Consider the following 24,504-nt stretch of genomic DNA (forward strand, 5'->3'; position numbering starts at 1 on the left):
AACTTTATAAAGCAAGCGTAAATGAAAGGGAGAAGGTTGTTCTTTAATGGACACTACTATCATCAATTTTGATAATTTGAGACGTTTGAGTTGTGAGTATTGAAAACATAACGATCGTAGATTTTTCTGGGAGGAGTTTTTAAATCCCAAACGATTCTTAGCCATGAAAGTAGTTTCAGAATGTAATGAGTAACATCTATTTCCCACCAGTAGAAGCCTTGCCGTTCTGAAGCAGGATAATAATGATGATTATTATGCCAACCTTCGCCGAGAGTAATTAGAGCTAAAAACCAATTATTGCGACTACTATCTGTTGTGTTAAAACGACGATAACCAAAGATATGAGAAAGTGAATTAATTGTAAAAGTAGTGTGATAAAGCAGCAAAGTACTTAAACTAAATCCCCACACAAGCATTTGTAACCCCGTCGTTTTTAGCTGAGGGATACACAATTGAAACACTATACCAATCGCAGTTAAAATGATTGCTAGCACAATAGGAACAGTCATATGAAAACGGTTTAACCACCGCAACTCTGGATATTGTGCAAAATCTCGGACTTGCTTTTCGTCTGTTTTGGAATATTTAGGACACATCACCCAGCCAACGTGCGACCACCAGAATCCATGAACAATGGGGGAATGAATATCTTGTTCTGTATCTGCACAGCGATGGTGATGACGATGACGCGCTGCCCACCATAACGGGCCTAACTGAGCTGAGGAATTGCCTAAAACAGCAAGAATAAACTGAAACCAACGCGTTGTTTTATAAGTGCGATGTGAAAAATAACGGTGGTATCCTGCTGTGATCCCAAACATCCGTATAAACCAAAGTGTGAGGCATGTAATGAGAGCAGGCCAACTAAAACCCACCCAAAAAATTAATAGGCTACTAATATGAATTGATATAAAAGGAATATTGCCTAAAATATCTATTTTATATTCTTGTCTTGATAACATACGCAAGCTTTTGAATCAGTTTCGGAAATAGCAATTATTACTATAAAAAACTATAAGAACTTCGTTTTAAATATCTGTAATATTGCGCTCTTCTAGTTATAGTAATCAGGTTCTTATCTACTGTCGTCGCTCTAAAGAGCTAACCAGTGTTCATAGAGAAGCTCTGAATTTGTACTCCTCCAGGATGACAGATGGGTGCTTGAGATTAAGTTTTGGCAAAGGTTAGAGAAGTATAAGATGAGTGAATAGCGTTTGAATTTGTTACAAAACTTTAAACACTTGGATGACATTACAGTCGTTTTCTGACTTTTGTATGATTTAACCAGAGCAAAAAATATTTAGCATAAGAAAAAGTATAAAATCCTTAGTGTTCATAAAAATTTAAGTTTAGAAATTTTCATATGAGTTTTGTGTCTTATGGTCAGGCGATCGCTCCAAGCATCACACATTGGAATTCAACAGGCTAAAAGAGCGTTTGCCCGCAAGGGGTGGACTCAGGAAAATTTGGCGTTAGAAGTCGGCTTAAAGACTCGACAACCCATTTGGCGGTTTTTTTCTGGGCGTCCGGTTGAGCGTCATATATTTCTGGAAATTTGTTCCATATTGGAATTGAATTGGCGGGAGATCGCTGCCGATCCCCCAGCCGAATTCTCCGATCCCACAGAAGTTACCCAGGCTGCTGTCTTAGATATTGATGTCTTGGTGCAACGGGTGCGATCGCAACGCCAGGAAAAAATTCAAGATCAGTGTGGGATTTTGCAGTTATTGGATATCAGCCGTCCTGTTGGAATCGATGACATATATATTGATGTCAATATTCTCGAAGAGATCCCAAGCCAACAGCAACAGCAAGTACTGCAATGCTACTATGATGCCAATCAGTTATTGCTCGATTGCTTGAATAGTAATTGTGAGGTAACAGCTGCGATTAGGCAAGAAATTGAAGCAACTTTATTGTTGCCTCAAAAGGAACTTGAAGATAGAGAATGGCAATAGCATTGAGATGAAAAATAAATGTCCCTGGGGAAGTTTCCCACAGGGTACAAAAACAGCAAACTCAATGCATCTCAATCAAATTAGCTAAAATTTGCAATCAAGCGATCGCTATTCTTAGGTAATACTCAAATTCACTTTCACAACAAAATCGTTGTAATCCTTGTCACCGCCTCCTAGTAAATCCTCAAAACAAAAGATGTTATTGTCTAACAAATGCATATGATCTATCTTGTCTGGGTTTGCTCCTAAGAATGGGAAGTACACCGCTGGATCGTTATTAGCATTGCCATCTAAAATTGCTTCTGGTTTGCCATTCGCAATCATAAATGGTGCATAGATGCTGCCAGGCTGAAAAATGCTTGTATAAGTAGCTTGTTTGCCCACAGTTAAGTCAATGCCTGGAATACGCCCACCCACAGCAGCTTGAGTATAGCCAGCTTGCCCAGGCAAAATGTCTGCCGTGCCATCACTATTAATATCAATGCCACCCATCTCATCGGTTACCTGATAGAAGCCGACAAAGTTTTTGAATGCCGCTTTTGTGTTAACCACAAACTCAACTTTCACTTGTTGTGTCACATCTCGCAAATCAATTAGTTTTTTTTCTAGCTTTTCTTGCCAGCTTTTACCTAAATCATGAAACGGGTTATTTTTGTCCTCCTCATCCGGGATGTCTGGAGTGGGAGTAAGCAAATTCAGTGGCTTGTCTAATTCCAGGATGATAAATTCGTTGTTGTCAATGGCTGGCGGTCGTCCCACTGAAAAGGGATAATTGTTATCGTTGGCAACCAAAAGTGTTTTAGCATCTAGTACCAACACATCTTCGATTGTTTGGAAGGGGAAAGTGAACTTGCTGCTGCCATCTTGATTCAAGTCGTTAGGATCTTGAATATTCAGCAGATCGACGATTTCTTCTTTGGCAACAAAGCCATTGGCATCTTTTTTCGATAAGTCAACTTTAAAGATTTTCTTGAACTTGGCTTGAGCACCTTGATTGTTATCTCGCTCAATCACCAGATATTCGTTGTGGTTGACGGCGGTAAAGTCACCAATAGCATGATTGGGATTTTCCAACTGGTAGTAGCCAAATAGCCCCTTATATTGCTCAGATGCCACATCGAACTCGTAGATGCGCAGCGAACCAGCAGGATCGCCGAAGACAGTGCCTTCGAGCAACGGATACAAAGTTTGTTTATCCGGGCTAATTGCTAAACCCTCAAAACCTCTGGAACGACTGAGATTTGAGACAACTGGCTCACCCACAAAGCGATCGCGCACGAGATCGCCTGTACCGGGAAAGTCGGTAAAGTAACCGTCAACCCCTAAATTAATAAACTGCTCAAATTCTTTTTGCGGATCGCCGTTGTAATCAGATGCCAGGAAAATGCCTTCGTTGCGGAAGGTATACGGGTGTACCAGCAAGCCTGCGGCGTGGGCATCTTCCACTAAGGAAGTGGGAGTACCCAGAACTCTATCGGCATCAGTAATTGTGCCATCGCCATCCAAGTCATCGGGTTTACCATCACCATCGCGATCTACTGTCTGGGCGGGGACAATTAGCCGTTTGTTGGGGCCAATTCCAGCAGCATACTCTGCAATTTTAGTTAGTTCTGCTGGCTGGGTGAGGTCGCCGTATGTGCGGGAATCGCCACTGACAACAAAATCATAAGGCTTGCCTGTTAAGCCACCAAATAGCTGAATTAGGGGTAAATCAATGCCAGCTTTTGGCATCAAGTCATTTTTCAGTTCCTTGAGATTGCCTACCTCAAAAGACTGAATAAATACCCGTTTCGGATCGGTGAAGTTGTTAGCAACTAAGGTATCAACTAACTTCTCACCCAAATTGATACCGAGGTCTGCAAAGTAGGTAGGATGCTTGGTTTCTGGATAAATGCCTATTTTGCGTCCAGTTTCTTGTTCTACCTGCTTCACTAAATCAATGATTTCTGTGAGAGTGGGAACCTTTAAGTTGTCGTTGTCAAATTTGGTTGAGCGCAGATTGGGCAGACGTTCAATGGCATTGAGAGTTTTCAGTTCTGCCAAAGTCAAATCTTCGGTAAACCAACCCGTGACACTACGTCCATCGATAATTTTGGTAGTTTTGCGATCGCTAAATTCTGGACGCAGGTAAATGTCTGTACTAGTGTCGGTGGTGTTCACCGTACCATCGGCATTGAGAATTGCTAGGGCATTTTCGTGCCGCGCTACCAAAACCCCGTCTTTCGTAGCTACCAAATCTGGCTCGATGAAATCTGCCCCATCAGCGATCGCTAATTTGTAGGCTTCTAATGTGTGTTCTGGACGTAAACCACTCGCGCCTCGATGCCCGATGACAATAGGTGCATTGCCATCTAGGGTTTGAAACTCAGTCTTTTTGAGTACATCGGGATGATCGGGCGATCGCACAATCTCTGCGGTAATTTGATCGCGTGCTACATCGCCCGTACCAGGAAAGTCGGTGAAGTAGCCATCAACACCTAAATTAATGAACTGCTTATATTCCTGTGCAGGATCGCCGTCATAATCTGATGCCAAGTACCGTTCTTCATCGCGGAAGGTATAGGGGTGTACCAATAGCCCGGCATCATGGGCATCTTCTATTAGAGAAGTTGGTTCGGTGAGGGTTTTGTCAGCATCATTAATTACACCGTCGCCGTTGATATCGTCGGGTTGTCCATCGCCATTTTTATCGACAGCTTTCACCGAGACTATCATTCGCTTCCACGGGCCGATACCATCAGCATAGGTGGCTATTTCTTGCAAACCTTCAGGCGATCGCAAATCTGCGTAGGTACGAGAATCACCGTTAACAACAAAATCGTAGGGCTGAGTTTCAATTAGCGTTCCATCATCTTTGACATCAACTGCATCTAAGAGTTGAACTAGAGGTACATCAGTTTTCTGATTTAGTTCTTTGAGGTTGCTAACTTCAAAAGACTGGATATATATCCGACTGGGATCTGTAAATCCGGTTTTCTCTAAAGTTGCCAGCAGAGGTTCTTCGAGAGACAAGCCCAGGTTATCGTGGAAAGTCGGGTGCTTGGTTTCCGGATAAATGCCGATTTTACGTCCCGTGTCTTTTTCAACCTGCTTAACTAGCTCGATGATTTCCTCAAACGTAGGAATTTCATACACGCCGTTAAACGCTTGGGTACGGAAGCTTTGCGGCATTTTTGCCCGCAGTGTCTTGATTTCCGCCAGAGTAAAGTCAGAAGCAAAAAAGCCTTCTTCTGCTTTGCCATCAACAATTTTCGTGGTTTTGCGATCGCTAAACTCCGGACGATCTGCCACGTCGGTGGTAGCAATTAAGTTTGGTTCATGGCGAGCAATTAATACACCGTCTTTAGTAGAAACTAGGTCAGGCTCAATGAAGTCCGCTCCCCGTTCAATTGCTAACTTATAGGCTCCTAGAGTATGTTCTGGCAGTTCACCACTAGCACCCCGATGTCCGATGACAATTGGCGGTTTGCCATCCAGTGTATTTAAATTGACTGTATTTGGTGTGGGGATGGGAGCATCTAACAGCTTGCCAGTGGCATCGAAGTGGAGCAAATAAGGGCCAAATTCATCTCCAATCCAGATTGTGCCATCAGCAGCGATCGCGATAGATTCCACATCGAAATCTGCACCAGTTAAGAGGCGATCGCTTGTATTTCCATTCACAATCTCGAAGGGAACTTTGCGATCGGGGTCAGATAATTGGATAAAGTCCAACACCTTGGCGCTACCATCACCTCCAACCTCTGCACCTCGGAAGCTAGGATCAATCCGATAGATCCGTAAAAGATAATCTGCACTGTTGTTCTTAGCGCCAAAACCGTTGTCAGAAAGGAACCAGAAGGAATTGTCATCGGCAAACTGAACACCGCTAAATCCTTGCACTGGTTGTTTATCAAATGGAACAGTGCGTCCGTTGGTATTACCTGTAATTGCACTGCCTGATGGAGGCCCTTCTGCAAAGGTATCGGCTGGCAGTGAGGCGAAACCCTTCAGTGTAACCTTGGGTGGAGAAGTTACCTCCAAATTGTTGGGTAATTCCAGAAGACCCAATTTTAATGGAAGAGAAGCAACTTCTATACTTACGCTGCCATCGGGATTGGTTTGAGTTTCTGTCACGCCAAAATCATTGTCGTTGAGCAGAGCTAGAGTATTTGGTGCTACCAGTGCTAATCCTTCTAGTTTTTCAACTCCGGTATAACCAAGTTGAGCAGCATTGGCGATGAGGCTTTTGCTAACAGGATTTATCTTGGCTGCAGCTAATTCTTCAGTAGTTAACTGTTCAATGGTTTTACCTGTCGGCAATGTATCCAAGAAAGCAGGATTATTGATATTAGTCGCTCCTGCCAAATCAATCTGGTAGAGCAATTTGTTGGCAGCGTTATCACCTTCGTCGTCTCGCTCTACAACCACGAATTTACCATTGCCGAGAGCGACAGCATCACCAATTTTGTCAGTTCCCGGTAAACCTTCCAGGATATACAGGTACTCTCCCGTTACCTGCTTTGTAACTGTGTCAAATTCTAGAATTCGCAAATTGCGAGAATTTCTAGAAGTTGCATCATTGCTGACATCTGGGTTATCAATTGCACTTTGAATAAAGGCATAAAGTTTTGTACCATCCAGCGCTACAGCTTCAAAGCCGCGATTGTTCCGTCTTTGGGCGTAAACAGCAGGTAATGCGGGTGTACCGTAAAAAGTGCCGCCATTTTTGCTCGCGTCAGTAGCATCACCTTCGGGAATGAAGCGGTCAATTAGTTTACCATTGCTATCAAAGTGGTAAATTGCCGGGCGGTACTCATCCACCATCCACAAGTCGCCATTTGGGGCAACAACAATCCCCTCCAAGTCAGCACCCAACGGATCGTTATCCAGGGTTTTATTCGCCAGATCGACAGGAATTTCATCGGTGTAAGCCGTACCGCTTGCAGCAGCTTGCAGGTTAGGCAATCCTGTGAGCGGGGTTGTGCCATCTTGCCGAAATAATCCTGTTCTCTTGGTAATCCTAATCTCACCCGTGGTGCGGTTAAGTTCAAAACTAACTACTTCTGGCTGAAAGTCTGGCAGGGGAAATGGTCTGTTGGCACCGATGCTTTCTCCATTTGGGCCGCGATCGGTGTGGGTGACAAACTTGAGATTGCCATTTGCAGCGAGTCCTTGGAAATAAAGCCCAGAGAAACCGCCCAGGAAAATATCTTGCCCAGAAGAGGTAGTTCCTAGCTTGGGCAGGTTGTTAAATTCGTAAATACTCAGTTTTGGTTGTGCCACAGGAGTACGGGGATTATAACTTGTGGTGTCAATAGTTAGTTGTTCAGGGAAGGCTTTGGCAATGTTTTCCCAAGGTACGAGCTTAAAGTTAGTGTTGATATTTTCATCATCAACAGTTACGGCAGGTTCATTGGAGCCATCCTGGGTAACAAATAAACCAAATGGGAATTTGGGGCCAAGCGGTACATTGATGACATCTGCGCCATCTGACTCTTGCACGCTGTCAATTGCACCGTTGTTACCGACACCAAAGCGCCCGATGTATTCGTTGTTGCCTTCGCGGGTATAAGCGACAAAGGTGTTGTCTCCTTGGCTGGATGCGAGTAAATAACCTGTGCCGTTTTTGCCGTAGTAGATGGTTAATCCTTCAACATCATCGCTGAGGTAATCGCCGCCCAAGGTTTTGACTTTATCGATCAGTTTACCCGTTGTGCCACCATCGGGTTCTGCTTGGAACTTCCAGATACCCACATTTTCCTGCCCAATATAGAGGAAGCCGGTTTCTTGATCGGCAACCATGCCTTCGGTTTGCGGATCGACTCCATCAGCTGTGGGGATGGTAAATTCCCGCACTCGTTCAGCCCCAATTTTGCCATTACCTTTGTCAATGAGTTTGAACTGTGCTACATCTGGGGTTTCGCGACGATTGACAAAGACGTAGTAATCGTTGGTGATGGGGCTGCGGTACATGGCAACTCCGTAAGCACTCCGCGATGATGATTCATAGGGAGGACTAAAGGGTGCTGCTTGGAAGAGAGTGCCGATACTGCTGTCGGTAATGTCTTCTAAATATTGACCGGGAGTGGTGGGGTTGGGGTTAATTTTGAAAATTGCAAGTTTGTCGTTTTGGCGATCGCTAGCAACGGCAATATCTATTGATTGACCATCCAATCTAAAACCATATTGCAAATCAATGTTGTTGTAGCGAATACCACCAGGATTTATTTCCTGCAACAGATTTCCAGACAAGCTATAAACCCGCAATCCGGCATTTTTAACTGCTGTTAGTACGAGACTTTTAGCGGAATCAGTCGCATTTACATAGATAGCAGGATCGTCAGCATCCGCACGTTGACTTGTGGGCAGTGTTTCATCGTCCAGTAGATCGGGACGGGTTTCAACTCTGGGAGCGGCGGTGGGAACTATGTCTGCATCTAAAGCTAGGATTTGGGTAAATTGGGTTTGGTTAAAGTTATTGTCACTTACCAAAACTATCGATTGTCTGCCATCTGGTAATTTGGGGCCGAAGGCAATACCCTCGATATTATCTGTACCAGTGGGCAAATTGAGGGAATCGAGATTTAATAACAGCCGCTTTTGGGCAGGTTGAATTGCTGCTAGTTGAGTTTCGCTCAAATTATCGAGAGAGTCGATGGTGCTAATGTCGGTTGCACCTTGAAGCGAAATTTCGTAGATTTTGATCGTATTGCCTGTGCCGGGAACTCCAGAGGAGAAAGAACGCTCCAGTGCCAGCAAAGTCCCGCGATTGTCAATTGCAAGTAAATCTACTAAGCCATTAGTATTAAATCCATCTGCTGGATTTGGCGGTACAGCTACAGGATCGGTGATGTAGAGGTATTCCTTTTCTGGCTGTCCGGTAACTAAGTTGTATTGCAGAATGCGAGAGCGGGTGCCAGTGGTAGTAGAGGCAACTGCCCCGTCTTGGAAGAGGGCGTTTTCGGTAGCTGTAAATAGAGTTTTTTGGTTGGGTGTGATGGTGAGGCTTTCAAAGGCTAGGTTGTTGCGAACACCTGATGTCTGCGTATCGCCTGCATCGATAACGCCATTACCGTTGGTATCTTGTACTACTGGCAAAAACTTTTTGGGTACGGGTAGAGAACGCACTTCCTCTCCGGTAGCCACGGAAAACTCTTTGATAAAAGGATCGCTAACTCGTCCTGCACTAGGATTAACTTCACCCTCTGAGGAGACGAAAACCGTGCCGTTGTTAGTAAGGGCAATACCTTCAGGATCGAGGCTGTTGAGTGCAAAGAAGTTGCCATTACTATCTTTGAGGGGCGTAACATTGGTAAAAGTTACTCCTGCTGTGGCTATGTTAGCTAAATCGACAGTAAAAGTATAGAAGCGGGCAGGGGCAAATTGAGAGCGATCGTCTGAAATAGCGTAGAACTGATTTGTAGCGGCATCGTAGGTAATACCCGATAGTCCACCCAAAGCAGCCGGTGTTCCATTTACACTTCCTGCGACACCAGGGGGAACAAAGCCTGTAGGGAAAGTAGTTTGTCCCTGAAATTCCATGCCAGGAATACTCTTACCTGGTTCCGTTGCTCCTAACTGCACATCTACCCGCACCAGGCGGTGATCTGAACTGGGAAAACCACCGGGAAGATTAGGATCGAAAGTGCCTACTAAGGGAAATAAAGGATCGGTATTGAGGGGCCAAAATACTCCTGAATCAGCAATTGTCAAGTCAACAGAAGGTAACACGTAATCTGTTCGCAGGTTCCCAGGAGTCGAATCAGCAAAATCTGCGGTGTCAAAGCTGGGATTACCCTTTTGATTGAGGTTTGCACCACCCTGTAAAATTGCCTGTTGAGGAGCGCCGGGACTGGTGGGGATGAAATTAGTATTGATATTGGGGTTCTGCAAAAGTTGCAGAATGGCGTTGTTATAACTGTCACCATCAAATGGATCGGCATTTTGGTCGCCCATAATCACAAAGCGCGAGCCGGCAGCTAGTCCACCTTGTTTGCCACCATCATCATAAATGTAATCTCCTTTACCAGGAGTGATGTAATCTGCCCAAAAGCGAATTTCATCGTGGTTGCGCTTGCCATTGCGGTCTTCCTGACCATCGAACACTGGTGGTGTAGGATGGCTAACAAGGACGTGAATTGTCTCTCCGTTCACTTGTATGGGTACATCCCAGTGACTCTTGGAGGAAAGCCGCAAAATATTTTGTTCCTCTGGCGAGTACCAAGGTTCAGAAGAGCCAGGAGTGGCAATGGTAGATAGCAAAGATCCAGGCATATCCTTCCAGAGGAAATTTTGGAAGGTGCGGACATTGGCAGTATCGATAGGATGTTTGGAGAGCAGCACCATGCCAAATTGTCCGGGGAAATTGCCAAAACCAAAGGCATCGTCGCCGTATCCTGGTGTTTCTGGAGTGGTGACTACTGTGCCGTTGTTATTTAAATCAAACCCCGAAGCAATACCAGTATTGGAGGGAGCAATGTAAACATAGGGGTAGCTCACGGGAGTTGCACCATTTTGACTAACACCAAGATAATTTTCCAAGAAAAGTTGGACTGGTTGCAAAGGATTTTCTTGGATGTAGTCAAACTCATTGATCAGTAGGATATCCGGGTTGGTACGTTGGATAATTTCGGCAACAGCTTTTGCCTGAGCATTATCGGGCGTAGACAAATCGGTTACTAACTGACCTTCAGTATTGCGGTTGAGGGAAGCATTAAACTGAGCAAAACGGATTGTGCTAGAAGTTTCCATCTTGATTATGAGTTGTTGACCGCTAATTATTAGCTGGGATGCAAGCGAAGATAGCAAAGTTACGCTTCTGTTTTTCCTTCCGTGGGAATGCGACAAGTTTAATTAACTACCGTGGCTGGAAGTTAACCAGAGAGCGCTGTATGCTTTTTGGTATAAATTTGTATTCAGTAAAAGAAAATACCCCAAAAATATTAAGAATTAGCTAGCAAAAGGTTAAGAACGAGGATTATTTGCTGGGCAAAATTGAAGTAAAAAATTGACAAGTTTGTGGCGCAGTCAAATTTTTACAAATGGATGATGAATCACGGTAGGATGAGAAAATATGTCCTCAAATTATAGTTCCTTGGATCTTTTCGCTACACCGATGAGGCGCTCAACTTCTATCGATACATCAGGAAAGGCTAGGGCTGAAATAGTGCCTGTGGTGAGTGTCATTTCGGTTGTGTACTGCCCATTTTTAAGTTCACGAAATACTTTAGCTGCGGTGTTTTCAGGTTGACAACCCAATATTCAGTAATGCCTGCCTCAGCGTAGATTTCTTTTTTCTCACCCAAGTCTTTGCTAAGAGTGGCATTGGAAAATTCAATAATCCAAAAAATATCTTCAGGGTAAGGATGGTGTTGTAGGTAAACTTCACCTAAAGGTTTGACAATGGCAATGTCGCAAGTCGGGAAACCCGCAAGGGCATAGTGGCTCCCCTTTCTAAGGGGGTTGGGGGATCTGAGTGCGTAAGTTCCAATACCTACCCATTGAGAGTCAAGAGAATATTATGTATTCATCGCCAGTTATCGAGCTTCGGATAGTTTTGTCGATTTTGCTAATTCAGAACTGATTACAATTGCTCCCTCTATTACTTGGAAATTAAGCGATCGCACGAATTTAAACCTTTACTATGAGTACATTCACTCTGATCTGAGGCCTTTTAAGGCAGATGTTCCCGTTCTCAGTGACAATACGTTTGGCTTACCTCGAAATTTCTATGCCGGCTATCCCGATATTGACTTCGCTACTAAAGATGTCCACAAATTTGGTTACATCCTAAACCATCAATTTAATGACGATTGGCAACTTCGCAATAATATTTCAGTTGTTCTTAATTCAGCTAGAGATACCTTTACCATTTTCTCTGACCTGGTTGAAGATCGCATCCTACAAGAAAGTACTGTTTATAAACGTGAATATCCAATCAATAACTATTTTGGACAAATCGATTTACTGGGCAAGTTCAAGACAGGAGCAATTGAACACCAGCTTTTGGTAGGTTTTGATGCCAATCGCAATGTTGAAAATTTTGAGAGCGTTACTGGTGAAGGGCCAAGTGATTTGGATCTTCAGAACCCGAATTACGATACTTCAGATTACCAGTTTGTACCCAACTCTCGCTTCGCTTTCTATGAGCCTATTCAATCTTATGGGGTCTACCTGCAAGACCAAATCACACTTCTAGATAACCTAAAGCTCCTGATTGGTGGACGCTTTGATTGGGTTGAACGAACATTTGATGTTGAGGGTGAACCTGCTGTTGAGCAGAATGATAACGCCTTTAGCCCCCGAATTGGGTTGGTTTATCAGCCTAGTGATACTATTTCTCTCTATGCCAGCTATAGCCAATCATTTATTCCTACCTTTGGAGCCAACCCAGATGGTAGAGCGTTCAAACCAACAAAAGGAAAACAGTATGAAGCTGGTATTAAAGCTGATTTTCTAGAGGGAAGGCTTTCGACAACATTAGCCGCTTATCAAATCACTAAGTCGAATGTAACAACCCCCGATCCCAACAACCCTACTTTCTCTATACAGGTAGGTGAACAACGGAGTCGAGGGATTGAGTTAGATATTGTCGGTGAGATTTTGCCTGGATGGAAGGTGATTGCTTCTTATGCCTATACCGATGCAGAAGTCACTGAAGATAATGCTACCCCAGTAGGTAATCGATTAAACAACGTGCCAGAGAATCAAGCCAGTCTCTGGACAACTTATGAAATTCAGAAAGGCAATTTGCAGGGCTTAGGGTTTGGTTTGGGGCTGTTCTATGTTGGCGATCGGCAAGGTGATTTGGATAATTCGTTTGTATTGCCAAGCTACTTCCGCACAGATGCAGCAATTTATTATCGTAGAGATGGCCTGAAAGCAGCTATTAATATCCGTAATTTATTTGATGTAACCTACTATAATTATTCTTTCGGAAGATTCTATAACCAATTGGGCGATCCCTTTACAATAATCGGCTCAATCAGTTGGGAGTTTTAACTGGCTCCCTTGTTGGCTAATCGGCTAAACACCTTGGTACTATGTTTTTACGTCGCTTTACCTGCCTGCTGTTATTGGGAGTTTTGACGTTTGGATTTATTTTGGCTTGTAGCAGAAATCTGAATGACAGTGCTACAAACTGTATCCTAAAATGACCTATTTACTGTAAAAGGTACAATTTTGTGTGAGTTTTGATAAGTCAGGAACACCCAAAAATGTGTTTACGCCGTCTCATCTATTGGCTGTTTCTAAGTATATTAACTTGCTTTTTTATTTCAGCTTGTAGTATAAACATGAGTCAAAATGCTACAAGGCTGAGGCAGCCATTAGAAGAGTGCCGAGTCGTACAACACGTTATGGGGAAAACTTGTGTTCCCAAAAGTCCTGAGCGTCTTGTTACTATCTTTCATGTTACTTTAGGTAATACGCTTGTACTTGGTATCAAACCGATCGGTAGCGCAACAGGTTTAAATAGTTTGCAAAAAGAAGATTTTGCTAAATATTTGAAAGATAAAATAGTAGGAATCAAACAATTAGGTAGTCAATATGAGCCTGATATAGAGAAGCTATTACTAGTTAAACCCGATCTAATTTTAGGTTGGGAAATAGTGCAAAGAACTTATCCTATTATTTCTCAAATTAGCCCCACGGTATTGGGTAAGTGGCAGGGTGAACCGTTGTGGAGAGAATATTTTCATTTTGTAGCTGAGGTATTGGGAAAAGAAGAAGCTGAACAACAAGCTTGGAATCACTACCATCGACGAATAAAAGAATTGAAAATAGCCTTAAATAATCAATATACAAGTAAAAAAATCTCTGTTATTTCTGTTTACAGTGGTTCACCAATAAATATAATTACCAAAAACTCATTCGTTGGTTCAATTCTGAATGATATTGGGCTGCCACGTCCGAAAACACAAAGTGTTGTTGTGCCTGGTGGTAGTTATGGAATTTCCGAGGAGAACCTAAAAGATGCGGATGGTGATATTCTATTCATATTATTCACTGGCAATAATAATGATAGGAAAGCTATTAAAGAACTACAACAAAAGCCCCTTTGGAAAACACTTAAAGCTGTTCAGCAAGGTCAAGTATATTCTGTAGATGAATTAACTTGGGTCGGATCTAACTTACTTGCTGCTGATGCAGTTATTGATGACCTCTATAAATACCTCGTCAAAAATCCCTAAATCATGGTTAGAAACATCTTATTTGTTTGCAAATCCTGTCACTAAACTAAAAACCTTGTTGATTAAACCAAGCTTCTAAATCATCCATTTCCTAAAAATCTAACAGCGCTACGCCCAGATTTTCTAACTCTTCCAGAGGTAAAGCTTCAACACGCTGACGTACCTCTTGAGGTAATACTCCTACCCGTCGGGTTAATAGACGCAGAACAAGCGATCTTTCTGTTTGTACTCCTCGTTTTTCTCCCTCCTGTAGCCCTACTTCAAGGATTTCCTGATAAATTACTGACTCGCGCATCAATACCCTCCCGGAATAATTGTTGAATTAAATCCTTTCTATATTTTAATCCCGCTAAGATTTGCGTATAAGCAGAAATTCCTGGTCTTTTTCCCTCGGAAATTTGATTAACTTTTTCCACAACTTGTTGCAATAAATTATCCAAGGACATTAGTTATCATCGTGTTAAAGGATTTTTATTCTGTGCTGCTGCAATTATAGTTTGTTCAATTCTCTTCAACCTTGTTTGTTGGCGTTTAGCACTTTCAATCCAAAAGAGGATATTCTTTTTAGATGAGTTACTAAATGCCTCAAAATGCATCTTGGCAGTTTCGTTTGCTTCTAATGCTTGCTTTAAATCTGTCGGAATGATTAACTCTTCTATCGCATCTAACGTATTCCATGAACCATCTTTTTTTGCTGCTTCAATTTTTTCTAAACCAGCCTTAGTCATCAAACCTTGTTCTATAAGTTCTTCAATATATTGCTTATTTAATTTTGACCATACGCTTTTCGGTTTGCGTGGTGTAAATATTTGCATATAACGTTCTTCACCTAATGATTTGACTTTACTGTCAATCCAACCAAAGCATAAGGCTTCTTTGACTGCTTCACTATATTTAACGCTTGGTTTAACACTTTTTACTTTATAGTAGACGAGCCATACACCCTCGGATATCTGATGGTTTTGCTCTAACCATTCTCGCCATTCTTTACGATTTTTGGCATAAAATGTGTCTAGTTGATGCTTAAGTTTCGACATAATAGAAAGTTATATAAAATTACGCCAAGCTAGCTCTGAAATATTTTCAAAACCAGCTTGGCGTGCAATGAATTAAATTTTCGGTGTTGCTGATTAATGGGATAATTTTCTCACGCAGAGGCGCAAAGACGCAGAGAGAAAGAGTTTTAAAAGTTGAATTGAAGATTTCATCCCGCAATTATGCAACACCAAATTTTCAATTAGCGGAATTTGCTCGGATTCAAACGATTAGCAGATGCAGGCTTTTGAGTTGGAGACTGAGGGCGAATTGCTACGCCATTTTTAAGTTTGCTACCGTTACCGCCATCGTTGCGATCTAGGAAAGGTTTAAGGTTAACTGGATCGCGAGATGCGCGAGTGCGATTGTTATTATTACCGCTATTACCCAACAGTGTTCTGCCCAGATTGTAGATTTCTTGAACTCCGTTACCATTACTACGACTGCTAAAGGTATTAACACCTATGGTTGTTTGTCCACTGTCAGCACTAATGAGATTTTGGAAAACACTATCGCGTACAGCATAGGGATCTTTTTCGGGAGGCACTGTTAGTACAAGACGGCAGGCTGAATTAGCTTCAGTAGTAACACAGAGTACATTGTATCCATTTAGAGTTGATGTACGTAGTTCTGTTAAGCCGTCCGGACGATAGGTTTCCAAGCGTTCAGCTATTGTTGCACAACGCTTATATGCGTCCCAACCACCACCCAACGTGCGGGGATTAGCCCAAGCAAAGAATCGCCCTGGCTGACTTTCAGGTTGATACATAACTGTATATTGACCGTTATAGTTCTGACAGCTAAACCTGGTTGCAGGATCTATTGTTGTTGAGGTGTTGCTTGTTGTAGTTGTGGTTGAGGTGTTGGTTGTCGTTGATGTGCCGTCGCCTGGTACTGTTGGTACTACAACATCACCGGAACTTTGGGCAAAAACAGTAGAATTACTTAAAGCTAGGGATAAACCAAGACTACTTAACAAAACTAATTTTAAGGGCTGTAATTTCATAAACTATCCTGATACAAGAATAGAGTAGGGAGTTGTTAGTTCTTGTGACGAAGAGTTTTTAATTTTGATTCAGCGATCGCGTCTCTTTTTATCTGCTCGTTCTTTTTTGTCTTTGAGAACTTGTTTTGCCTTTGCTTGCATTTCGATGTGGCGTGCTACTCCTTCGTAAGTGTAGCGATTGTAGTTGTTAGTTATAATCATTTCTTCTAAGTAGCGAACTCGCTCATCACCACCAGGATGAGACGATAACCAACTAGGGGGAGCATTTTTTCGTTGCTTGTCTAATGTCACCATCAAGTTACGCAAAGCATCGGCTGCGTAATTACTGGCAACAATTAGGCGTGTGCCAAGGGTATCTGCTTGACGTTCCATGTCACGACTGTAACTTAAAGCAAATAGTTGACCGATAGTGCCACCAAGGGGAAGATACTGAGTGAGATTACCAATTAAGTTTCCTTGGGTGACTAATTGAAAGCCGTGGGAGAGAACAACGTGAGATAATTCATGTCCGAGTAACCCTGCCAATTCTGCTTCAGAGTTGGTTTTAGCGATCACTCCCGCATTAATAAAGATTTTGCCTCCAGGCAGGGCAAAGGCGTTTAGTTCTTCATAGGGAATCACAAAAAACTCGTATTTAAATTCATCCCGCCCAGCGACTTTGGCTAGTTTTTGTCCGATTTCATTGACGTATGCTGAAAGTGCTTCATCTTTGACTACACTCAGTTGTTTTTTTGCCTGTTTTGCGACTGCCTCACCTACAGCTTCTTCGCCTTGCAAGAGCATAATTGTGGAGTCAAGAGCAGAAAAAGGGCCGATCAAACTACCAGTCACAGCATATCCTAAAACACCAGTGATAATGTTAGCGATCGTATTGCCTCGAATTTCTGAGCGGATATGAGATTTATAACGCTTGAGATGTTTGTTTGCTAGTTTGGTAAATTCAGGCGCTTGCGGATCGTTAGGGTTGAGAATCGCAAACTGCCGTGCCGCCAAAGAAGCTTCCATCCATTTTTTTGACTCTGCTAGGGTTGCAACTCTGGTTTTAATTAAATCTGCTTGATTGGGGTAAAGTGTTGTCGCTCGCTCTAATATTTCTAAAGCTTTTTTCTTATCACCGTATTCTTTGAGAACTTCAGCGTATTTAATTTGCCCAGGGATAAATTCTGGATACTGCTCTGTTAACAGTTGCAGCGCCACTAAAGTTCTAGTTTGCATTTTAGAAGCAATTCCGGCTTCTGCTTCTCGCCAGTAGACTTTACCTGCGGGGGAGAGTTGGGCTAAATCGGCGATCGCCCCTTTTGCTTGTGGTGTTTGGGATGCTTTTGCAAAAGGCTGTTTTAGTTCGCGATACAATTTCTCCGCAGCAGCGTAGTCTCCTGCCAAATAAAGCTTATCTGCTTCTATAAATTTTTGTTGACGAGCGATTTGTTCAGGGCTAAGTGCAGGTTCTGGTGAGGCTTTCTCGTTGGGTGCGGGTACTACTGCTGTTTGCTGAGGTTGATTTTGTTTAGAGGTTTCTTGAGCGGGAGTTGGTGCTAGAGGTTGTGTCAGGATAATTAAAATTGATGTCCCAACTGCCAGCATTACCCAAATTAAGGCTAAAAATAGTGACTTCCAGCGTCTTTTCATGAGTGGCTTCCTCTGGAAAAAGCTCTTTTCTCAATGTACAGCCCAGAGCGATCGCTATTATGAGAGCAAGTTATTAATACCGTTTCTTCGTGAATGTTAGAGAAAGCTGGCACTTCTGATTGCTATGAAGCAGAGCAAATACTATAAAGTGGATATTCCCTTTGAAAAAGTCTGTGTAGAGTGCGATCGCTCGCGTCAAATCTCTCTAGATAGTGAAAATCGCTTACACAAAGAAGCTGAACCAGTTATTCAATTTGCCGATGGTTGGCATACTGGATACTATCATCATGGCGTCAAAATCCCTGAGAAATACGGTAAAGTGCATTCTCAACAATGGCAACCCCATTGGCTTTTAGAAGAAGACAATGCCGAACTTAGACGAGTTCTAATTCAAGCGATCGGTTACGATCGCATTTCTCAGGAACTAAAAGCCCAAGAACTTGATGTTTGGCAAGAATACACCCTGCTTTGCATTGACGTTGATGTCGATGTTGAGCCGATTTGTTTACTAAAAATGACTTGCCCAAGCACTGGTAGAATTCATGTGTTGAGAGTACCGCCTGAGATAAAATCAGCAAGAGAAGCTATAAGCTGGGTAAATTGGGGAATAGATCCAGAAGAATTTTCTGTACAAACCTAACCAATAAACCAAGTTACTCTTTCACTGGCGTAGATGGCACTACCAATTGATTATTATTCTCAATTACAGGTGTAGATGGAACTATAAATTGTTTGCTTTTTTCTCCAATTACAGGTGTAGATGGCACCATTAATTGATTATTTTGATTATTTTTCTCATCAATTTCAGGTGTGGGTGATACCATCATCATTTGACGGTTATTATCCTCAGTTGCAGGTGTGGATAGTCTAGTGTTGTCTTCATTTTCAGAGGAGCATGATGAATTGGAATTGTCCTCGATTGCAGGGGTGCATGGTTTAACGTTGTCTTCGATTACGGGAGTAGTTGGGTTGTTATTGCCTTCGCTTTCAGGGGAGCATGATGAATTGGAATTGTCTTCGATTGCAGGGGTGCATGGCTTAACATTGTCCTCGATTGGGGAAGCGGATGGCTGAGTATTATCCTCGATTGATGGAGTGAATGGTTTAGTGGTTTTTTCAATTGCCGGAGTTGATGGTTTGGTGGTTTTTTCAATTGCTGGAGTGGATGGCTTCGCCTTATGTTCAATTGGAGGGGTGAATGACTCAGTTGGAGTTTGGTTTAATGGCTCTTGTAAAAACGGTGTTGATGGCACACTATTAAAGTTTGGTTTTCTGCGGTAACTGGCTGGTGTTGATGATGGAGTTATAGGCTTGATTTTGACATCTTTAACAGTGGGATTTGCAGTTTGAGTTGGTTTATTGCCTCTAAAACTAAATTGAAAAAAACGCCCTCCAAAAATTGCGACACCAAACCCAACTACCATGACACTGAGCAATCCAAGAATTGGAATAATTTGAGAATTAGGTAAATCAGACGATAGTTCATATGACACTTTTTGTATTGGCGGGGGTGTTCTTCCGATTGTTGTTGGCGGCAGTGCCCATTGTAGATCTGCTAGAACCTGCGTCGCTGTTTGATAGCGCTGGCTAAAGTTATAGCGCACCATCTTAGTTAAAACATTCGCCAATTGATCGCTAACATTTACCATTGGACGCCAAATCACTTCTCCGGTAGTTGGATCAATTGGCATTTTCCGCGGCACCATACCTGTCAAAGCTTGAATTGCAATTATTCCGACTGCATAAATATCGCTACACAGTCTTGGGTTTCCATTGGCTTGTTCATTTGGTATGTAACCAGGAGTACCAATAACGATAGTAGAAGTTACTTCCCCATAAATGCTTGTCGCTAAACTTTTGATTTCTTTTACTGAACCAAAATCAATCAGTACGATCTTGCCATCTTGACGACGCATGATATTTTGCAGCTTAATATCCCGATGAATGACATTGTGTTCGTGGACAACTGCTAAAACTTCCAAAATTTCCTGTAGGAGTTTAATCACCTCCATTTCACTCAACTGCTTGCCTGGAGTGATTTCGGTGGTTAAATCGTGTCCATCAACATATTCCTGCACCAAATAAAATTCGCCGTTTTCTTCAAAATGGGCTAAAAGTTCAGGAATTTGGTCGTGACGCTTTCCTAGACGGTATAAAACTTCTGCTTCCTGGTTAAACAGCCTTTTAGCAATCTGTAATATTTCTGGATTGGAGTTTCGAGTCACCAAATGTTTAACAACACACTTGGGATAGCTGGGTAAGTCCATATCTTCAGCAAGATAGGTGTCACTGAATCCACCAGTTCCTAACTTAGTAAGGACTTTGTAGCGATTGCGAAGAATTGTGCCGAAGAGCATTAGCTTTACCTGCCAGCGGATTGAATGCCCTCTGTTAGGCGAGAACTCTATTAATTTTGCCAAAAAATGCTCCGAAATGAAGTTTTACTTTTAGAAAATCATTGAAATTTTTCTTGGATAACAATAAGTTATTCTTTACAACAGTACTAATTTATTGTTTTGAACGCTTTGTAAATCAGTAATTTCCCTATATTTTTTTATTGGAGATTAACTAAAAGATATTCCAGAATTTGAAGTTTTTATGACAAAAAAGTCTGATTTGGCAATGACTGTTAATTTAAACGGTAGTAAAAATTGGTCTTAGTTTTTACAGTAAATAAGATTTAAAGCTTGCTTTATCAATATAGGGTGTTGTTGCAAAACCCTGTCTTTTATGGTTGTAGTGTTGTCAGGTGGCACAATGCACCACCCTAATAGGAGATTATAAATCCCCGACTTTTTTAAAAAAGTCGGGGATCTGACACCTGCAACGTGTCAAAATCAATGTAGTAGATGACTAGATTTTATGTGCGTTAGAAAAATTCCATAACCACTTTACTAGCGCTACTACTTGCTGTTCTAAGATTTAGGTTTATACGTTGAAGTAACGTGTAACTCTTTGAGTTGCTTGGCATCTACGCCTGAAGGGGCATCTGTGAGCAAACAACGGGCTTGTTGCGTCTTCGGAAAGGCAATGACATCGCGAATTGATTCTTCGTTCGCTAGTAACATTACCAATCGATCTAAGCCGTAAGCAATGCCACCATGAGGTGGAGTACCGTATTCAAATGCTTCCAACAGAAAACCAAATTTGTTCTTTGCTTCTTCTGGGGATAGCCCGATCGCTTCAAATACTTGCTCTTGAATTTCCCGCTGATAAATCCGCAAACTACCGCCACCAACTTCAAAGCCATTAAATACCAAGTCGTAAGCTTGGGCGCGGGCAGTTTTTAAATCTTGCAAATCATCGGGATGAGGTGCGGTAAATGGGTGATGCAGTGCTTCTAGACGCTTTTCGTCTGCATTCCACTCAAACATGGGAAAATCTGTAATCCAAAGCAAGTTAATTTTGTCTGGATCGATTAACTTAAACTCCCTAGCTGTAAATTGCCGTAATCTGTCTAAAGTCTTATTGACAGTAGTCGTGTCTCCAGCCCCAAATAATAATAAACAGCCTGGTTTAGCATTAGTGCGGCGCAAAATTTCTTGTTTTTGTTCTGCGCTCAAGTTGTCTTTGATTGCACCAATAGTGTCAATTTCTCCATCATCCCTAACGCGGATGTAAGCTAAACCTTTAGCACCAGCTTCATTGGCTTCTTTGAAGATATCGCCGCCTGGTTTGATACGGACATTAGAAATTGCATCACCATCAGGAATAGGCAGAATTTTAACAATTCCCCCACTACCAACTGCATCGCGAAAGACTTTAAAGCCACAGTCTTTGACGATATCCGAAACATTAACTAATTCCAAGCCATAGCGCGTATCAGGTTTATCAGAGCCGTAGCGTTCCATCGCCTCTACGTAGGTAAGACGGGGAAAGGGAAGCTGTAACTCAATACCTTTAACCGTTTTGAAGATATAGCCAACTAACTTTTCGTTGAGTTCAATAATTTGCTCTTGGGACATGAAGCTCATTTCCATGTCTAATTGAGTAAATTCCGGTTGTCTGTCGGCACGTAAATCTTCATCGCGGAAACAACGGGCAATTTGATAGTATCTGTCAAAACCCGATACCATCAGCAGTTGTTTAAATAGCTGGGGTGATTGCGGTAAGGCAAACCACTCACTGGGGTTAACGCGGCTAGGAACCAAGTAATCTCGCGCACCTTCGGGAGTGGAACGGGTAAGTACGGGAGTTTCGACTTCAACAAAATTTTCCACGTCTTCTAGGTAGCGACGCATAGCTTTGACAACTTGATGGCGTAGTAGCAAGTTCTGCGCCATGCGTTCGCGCCGCAAATCGAGATAACGATATTTTAATCGCAAATCTTCCCGTACCGGATCTGTCTCGGCGGTAGAAACTTGGAAAGGTAATTGCTTGCGAACAGCGTTAAGCAATTCAATTTGATCGGCGTAAATTTCGACTTCGCCTGTGGGTATGCGGGGATTGAGGGATTCTTCGGGGCGCTGGGATACCCTGCCTGTCACTTTGATAACGTATTCATTGCGCAGGGTGTTTGCTTCATTGTAAGAATCCGGAGTGCGCTGTGGATCGCTGACAATTTGGACAATACCTGAGCGATCGCGTAAATCTAAAAATATCACACCCCCGTGATCGCGGCGACGGTCTACCCATCCGTACAAGGTGACAGTTGCTCCAATGTGTTCTTTTCGGAGTTCGCCGCAATAGTCAGTTCGCATAGTTGTTTGTTCTGAGTTACAAGGCTAGAGAAATTTTAGTAAATGTCAAACTTTCTAATTATCTAGCATCATTTGCAATTCTTGTAATTCCAGTTAAATAAAAATTAGGGACTAGGGAATAGGGAACAGGGAACAGGTGACAGGGAGAATGTGAATCACGTTCTTGCCCCTTGTCCTCTTCTTCCCAATCCCCAATCCCCATTTATTGTGGGCGAGGAGCGTTGAAGGCTTCCCAAGCGGCTTTTGCGGCATCTTGACAGCGATTGCTAAATTCTGTGAGTTCTTTCATCAACAAGTGCCAATTTTTCTCGGCTTCTTGCTGCAATGAGAGCCACGAGTTTTCAATGCGATCGCGTTCAATGAGTTTTTCGCCTTCAATCGCTTCGCGTGCTCGACGTACCGCATTTAAATAAGTTTCACGAGTGAGTGTTCCTGCTGATTCTGCCTCGGCTTGAGCGCGTCTTTTAAGTGCTTCAATCAGTTCTTTGGTTTCATGCTTGATTTCATCAGTTTCGCCAGCCATCTCAGTTTCTACCATTTCATTGGTTTGAGAACTGACTTGAACGACAACTACGTTTTCTTCTACAACAAAATTTTCTTCGTTATTGGAATTGTAAGTCATAGTTAAACCTCCTGATTTGCTAGTTGAAAGATGGGGGATTGGGGAGCGGGGAAGTTTTTCTCCTCTGCTCCCCTGCTTTTTCCTAGTCCCTAGCCCCTAGTCCCTAGTCCCTAGCCCCTAGTCCCTAGCCCCTAGTCCCTAGTCCCTAGCCCCTAGTCCCTATCCCTAAACTCTTTGCATCGTCGGCAGTTGTTGTTCTAATCTCAGCAGCGCTTCTACTCGCGCTTCTGTGGGGGGATGACTGGAGAACAAGTTACCGAGAAATTGCCCAGAAAGGGGATTTGTAATCAACAACGGCTCAAAAGCTGGATTAGCTTGTAAGGGCATTTGCCGTGCTGTTAGTTCTAAACGTTGCAGCGCACGGGCTAGGGCGCGAGGATTACCTGTTAATTTTGCAGCCCCTGCATCAGCGGAAAATTCCCGCGTGCGCGAAATAGCTAGTTGAATAACTGTTGCCGCGATCGGCGCTAATATCACTGTTAATAGTAGCCCTAAAGGATTGGGGCCGTTGCGATTGTCGCGTGAGTATGGTGTATACCAAAGGCTATAGCTGACGATTTGAGCCAAAAATGAGATTGCTCCCGCGATCGTGGCTGCAACAGCTTGGGTGAGAGTATCACGATTAGCAACGTGCGTGAGTTCGTGGGCAATCACGCCTTCTAATTCGTCTTCTGGTAGTAAATTTAAAATGCCTTCAGTAACAGCGACAGCAGCGTGTTCTGGATCGCGCCCTGTGGCAAAAGCGTTAGGAGCTTGAGTAGGAACTATGTATAGTCTCGGCACGGGCAGATTAGCTCGTTGGCATAATCTCTCTAGCATCTGATACAGTTCCGGTGCTTCCTGTGGTGATACTGGTTGGGCACGATAAGCTGCCAGAGCGATTTTATCTGATTGATACCAAGAAAATAAGTTGGTGATTGCAGCTAAGGCAATACCTACAATCACACCGGTGCTACCGCCAATAACCCAGTAACTAATAGAAATTAAAATGCCACTTAGCAAGGCTAGTAAAGCGGCAGTCTTGAATTGATTTCTCATATTTTGCTCTCCTGATAATGCTGTTGTAAGTATGAAATTAGTTGCGATTAACAGCATTACTTAAGCCGCACTTTGATTTTATCGGCCTTAACACATATTTATAAGGTAGAAATTTTGCCCCATGTTGTGTACGGTTATCTCACATTAAGTTTAAAAATTTATTTTTAAATGTCCAATTTAGTTACTTATGATACTTTTTTGAGTTTGTAACCTGTATTTATCATCAAAATTTAAATACATAAAAAACTTAAAAAATAACATCCATCTAAAGTAGTAAATTTTAGAATTATAGGAAAGTAATAATCTGAAAAAGCTTGATATTAGGAGTGCGATCGCTAATTTA

General features: G+C 42.6%; 13 protein-coding genes and 2 pseudogenes. 4 read left to right on the plus strand and 11 right to left on the minus strand.

The window, feature by feature from the left end:
* Positions 1 to 62: 62 nt before the first annotated feature.
* Positions 63 to 821 (minus strand): acyl-CoA desaturase, encoded by a 759-nt coding sequence (locus UYC_RS0133375; RefSeq protein ID WP_235083009.1) that lies wholly within the window; start codon positions 819 to 821, stop codon positions 63 to 65.
* Positions 822 to 1,379: 558 nt separating this feature from the next.
* Here UYC_RS0133375 and UYC_RS0133380 point away from each other — a divergent pair.
* Positions 1,380 to 1,958 carry an NACHT C-terminal helical domain 2-containing protein gene (locus tag UYC_RS0133380; protein ID WP_016876730.1) on the plus strand — a complete coding sequence of 193 codons (579 nt, stop codon included), beginning with the start codon at positions 1,380 to 1,382 and terminating at the stop codon, positions 1,956 to 1,958.
* Positions 1,959 to 2,072: 114 nt separating this feature from the next.
* Here the strand turns inward: UYC_RS0133380 and UYC_RS0133385 are convergent, their stop codons facing one another.
* Complete coding sequence (locus UYC_RS0133385) at positions 2,073 to 10,691, minus strand: phytase (protein ID WP_016876731.1); 8,619 nt, start codon at positions 10,689 to 10,691, stop codon at positions 2,073 to 2,075.
* A gap of 333 nt (positions 10,692 to 11,024) precedes the next feature.
* Positions 11,025 to 11,362 (minus strand): annotated as a pseudogene (locus UYC_RS35940) (Uma2 family endonuclease); the annotation flags it as partial.
* Between the two features lie 106 nt (positions 11,363 to 11,468).
* Here UYC_RS35940 and UYC_RS35945 point away from each other — a divergent pair.
* Entirely contained in the window at positions 11,469 to 12,941 is a 1,473-nt protein-coding gene (locus tag UYC_RS35945; protein WP_081588155.1) for a TonB-dependent siderophore receptor, read from the plus strand.
* 293 nt (positions 12,942 to 13,234) lie between these two features.
* Positions 13,235 to 14,131, plus strand: a complete 897-nt coding sequence (locus UYC_RS0133400) for an iron-siderophore ABC transporter substrate-binding protein (RefSeq protein WP_235083010.1) — start codon at positions 13,235 to 13,237, stop codon at positions 14,129 to 14,131.
* Positions 14,132 to 14,222: 91 nt separating this feature from the next.
* Here UYC_RS0133400 and UYC_RS40490 read toward each other — a convergent pair.
* The 4 genes and pseudogenes from UYC_RS40490 to UYC_RS0133425 form a co-directional block, all read right to left on the minus strand.
* Positions 14,223 to 14,562 (minus strand): annotated as a pseudogene (locus UYC_RS40490) (DUF4351 domain-containing protein); the annotation flags it as partial.
* A 21-nt stretch (positions 14,563 to 14,583) separates the two neighbouring features.
* Positions 14,584 to 15,168 carry a YdeI/OmpD-associated family protein gene (locus UYC_RS0133415; RefSeq protein WP_016876734.1) on the minus strand — a complete coding sequence of 195 codons (585 nt, stop codon included), beginning with the start codon at positions 15,166 to 15,168 and terminating at the stop codon, positions 14,584 to 14,586.
* Between the two features lie 200 nt (positions 15,169 to 15,368).
* Positions 15,369 to 16,172 carry a COP23 domain-containing protein gene (locus tag UYC_RS0133420; RefSeq protein WP_016876735.1) on the minus strand — a complete coding sequence of 268 codons (804 nt, stop codon included), beginning with the start codon at positions 16,170 to 16,172 and terminating at the stop codon, positions 15,369 to 15,371.
* Positions 16,173 to 16,241: 69 nt separating this feature from the next.
* Entirely contained in the window at positions 16,242 to 17,801 is a 1,560-nt protein-coding gene (locus tag UYC_RS0133425) for a M48 family metallopeptidase (RefSeq protein ID WP_016876736.1), read from the minus strand.
* Between the two features lie 124 nt (positions 17,802 to 17,925).
* Here UYC_RS0133425 and UYC_RS0133430 point away from each other — a divergent pair, with 124 nt between their 5' ends.
* A complete protein-coding gene (locus UYC_RS0133430) occupies positions 17,926 to 18,441 on the plus strand; it encodes a DUF6745 domain-containing protein (RefSeq protein ID WP_016876737.1) in 516 nt (171 codons plus the stop codon).
* 13 nt (positions 18,442 to 18,454) lie between these two features.
* Here the strand turns inward: UYC_RS0133430 and UYC_RS0133435 are convergent, their stop codons facing one another.
* The 4 genes from UYC_RS0133435 to UYC_RS0133455 form a co-directional block, all read right to left on the minus strand.
* Positions 18,455 to 20,158 carry a protein kinase domain-containing protein gene (locus UYC_RS0133435; protein WP_016876738.1) on the minus strand — a complete coding sequence of 568 codons (1,704 nt, stop codon included), beginning with the start codon at positions 20,156 to 20,158 and terminating at the stop codon, positions 18,455 to 18,457.
* A gap of 558 nt (positions 20,159 to 20,716) precedes the next feature.
* Positions 20,717 to 22,501: an aspartate--tRNA ligase gene (gene aspS, locus UYC_RS0133440; protein WP_016876739.1), complete on the minus strand. Its 1,785-nt coding sequence runs from the start codon at positions 22,499 to 22,501 to the stop codon at positions 20,717 to 20,719.
* A 202-nt stretch (positions 22,502 to 22,703) separates the two neighbouring features.
* Positions 22,704 to 23,123 carry a hypothetical protein gene (locus UYC_RS0133450; RefSeq protein WP_016876741.1) on the minus strand — a complete coding sequence of 140 codons (420 nt, stop codon included), beginning with the start codon at positions 23,121 to 23,123 and terminating at the stop codon, positions 22,704 to 22,706.
* A 165-nt stretch (positions 23,124 to 23,288) separates the two neighbouring features.
* Positions 23,289 to 24,161 (minus strand): zinc metalloprotease HtpX, encoded by an 873-nt coding sequence (locus UYC_RS0133455; RefSeq protein WP_016876742.1) that lies wholly within the window; start codon positions 24,159 to 24,161, stop codon positions 23,289 to 23,291.
* Positions 24,162 to 24,504 lie beyond the last annotated feature (343 nt).

This window comes from Chlorogloeopsis fritschii PCC 6912 (assembly GCF_000317285.1).
GTDB classification, from domain to species: domain Bacteria; phylum Cyanobacteriota; class Cyanobacteriia; order Cyanobacteriales; family Nostocaceae; genus Chlorogloeopsis; species Chlorogloeopsis fritschii.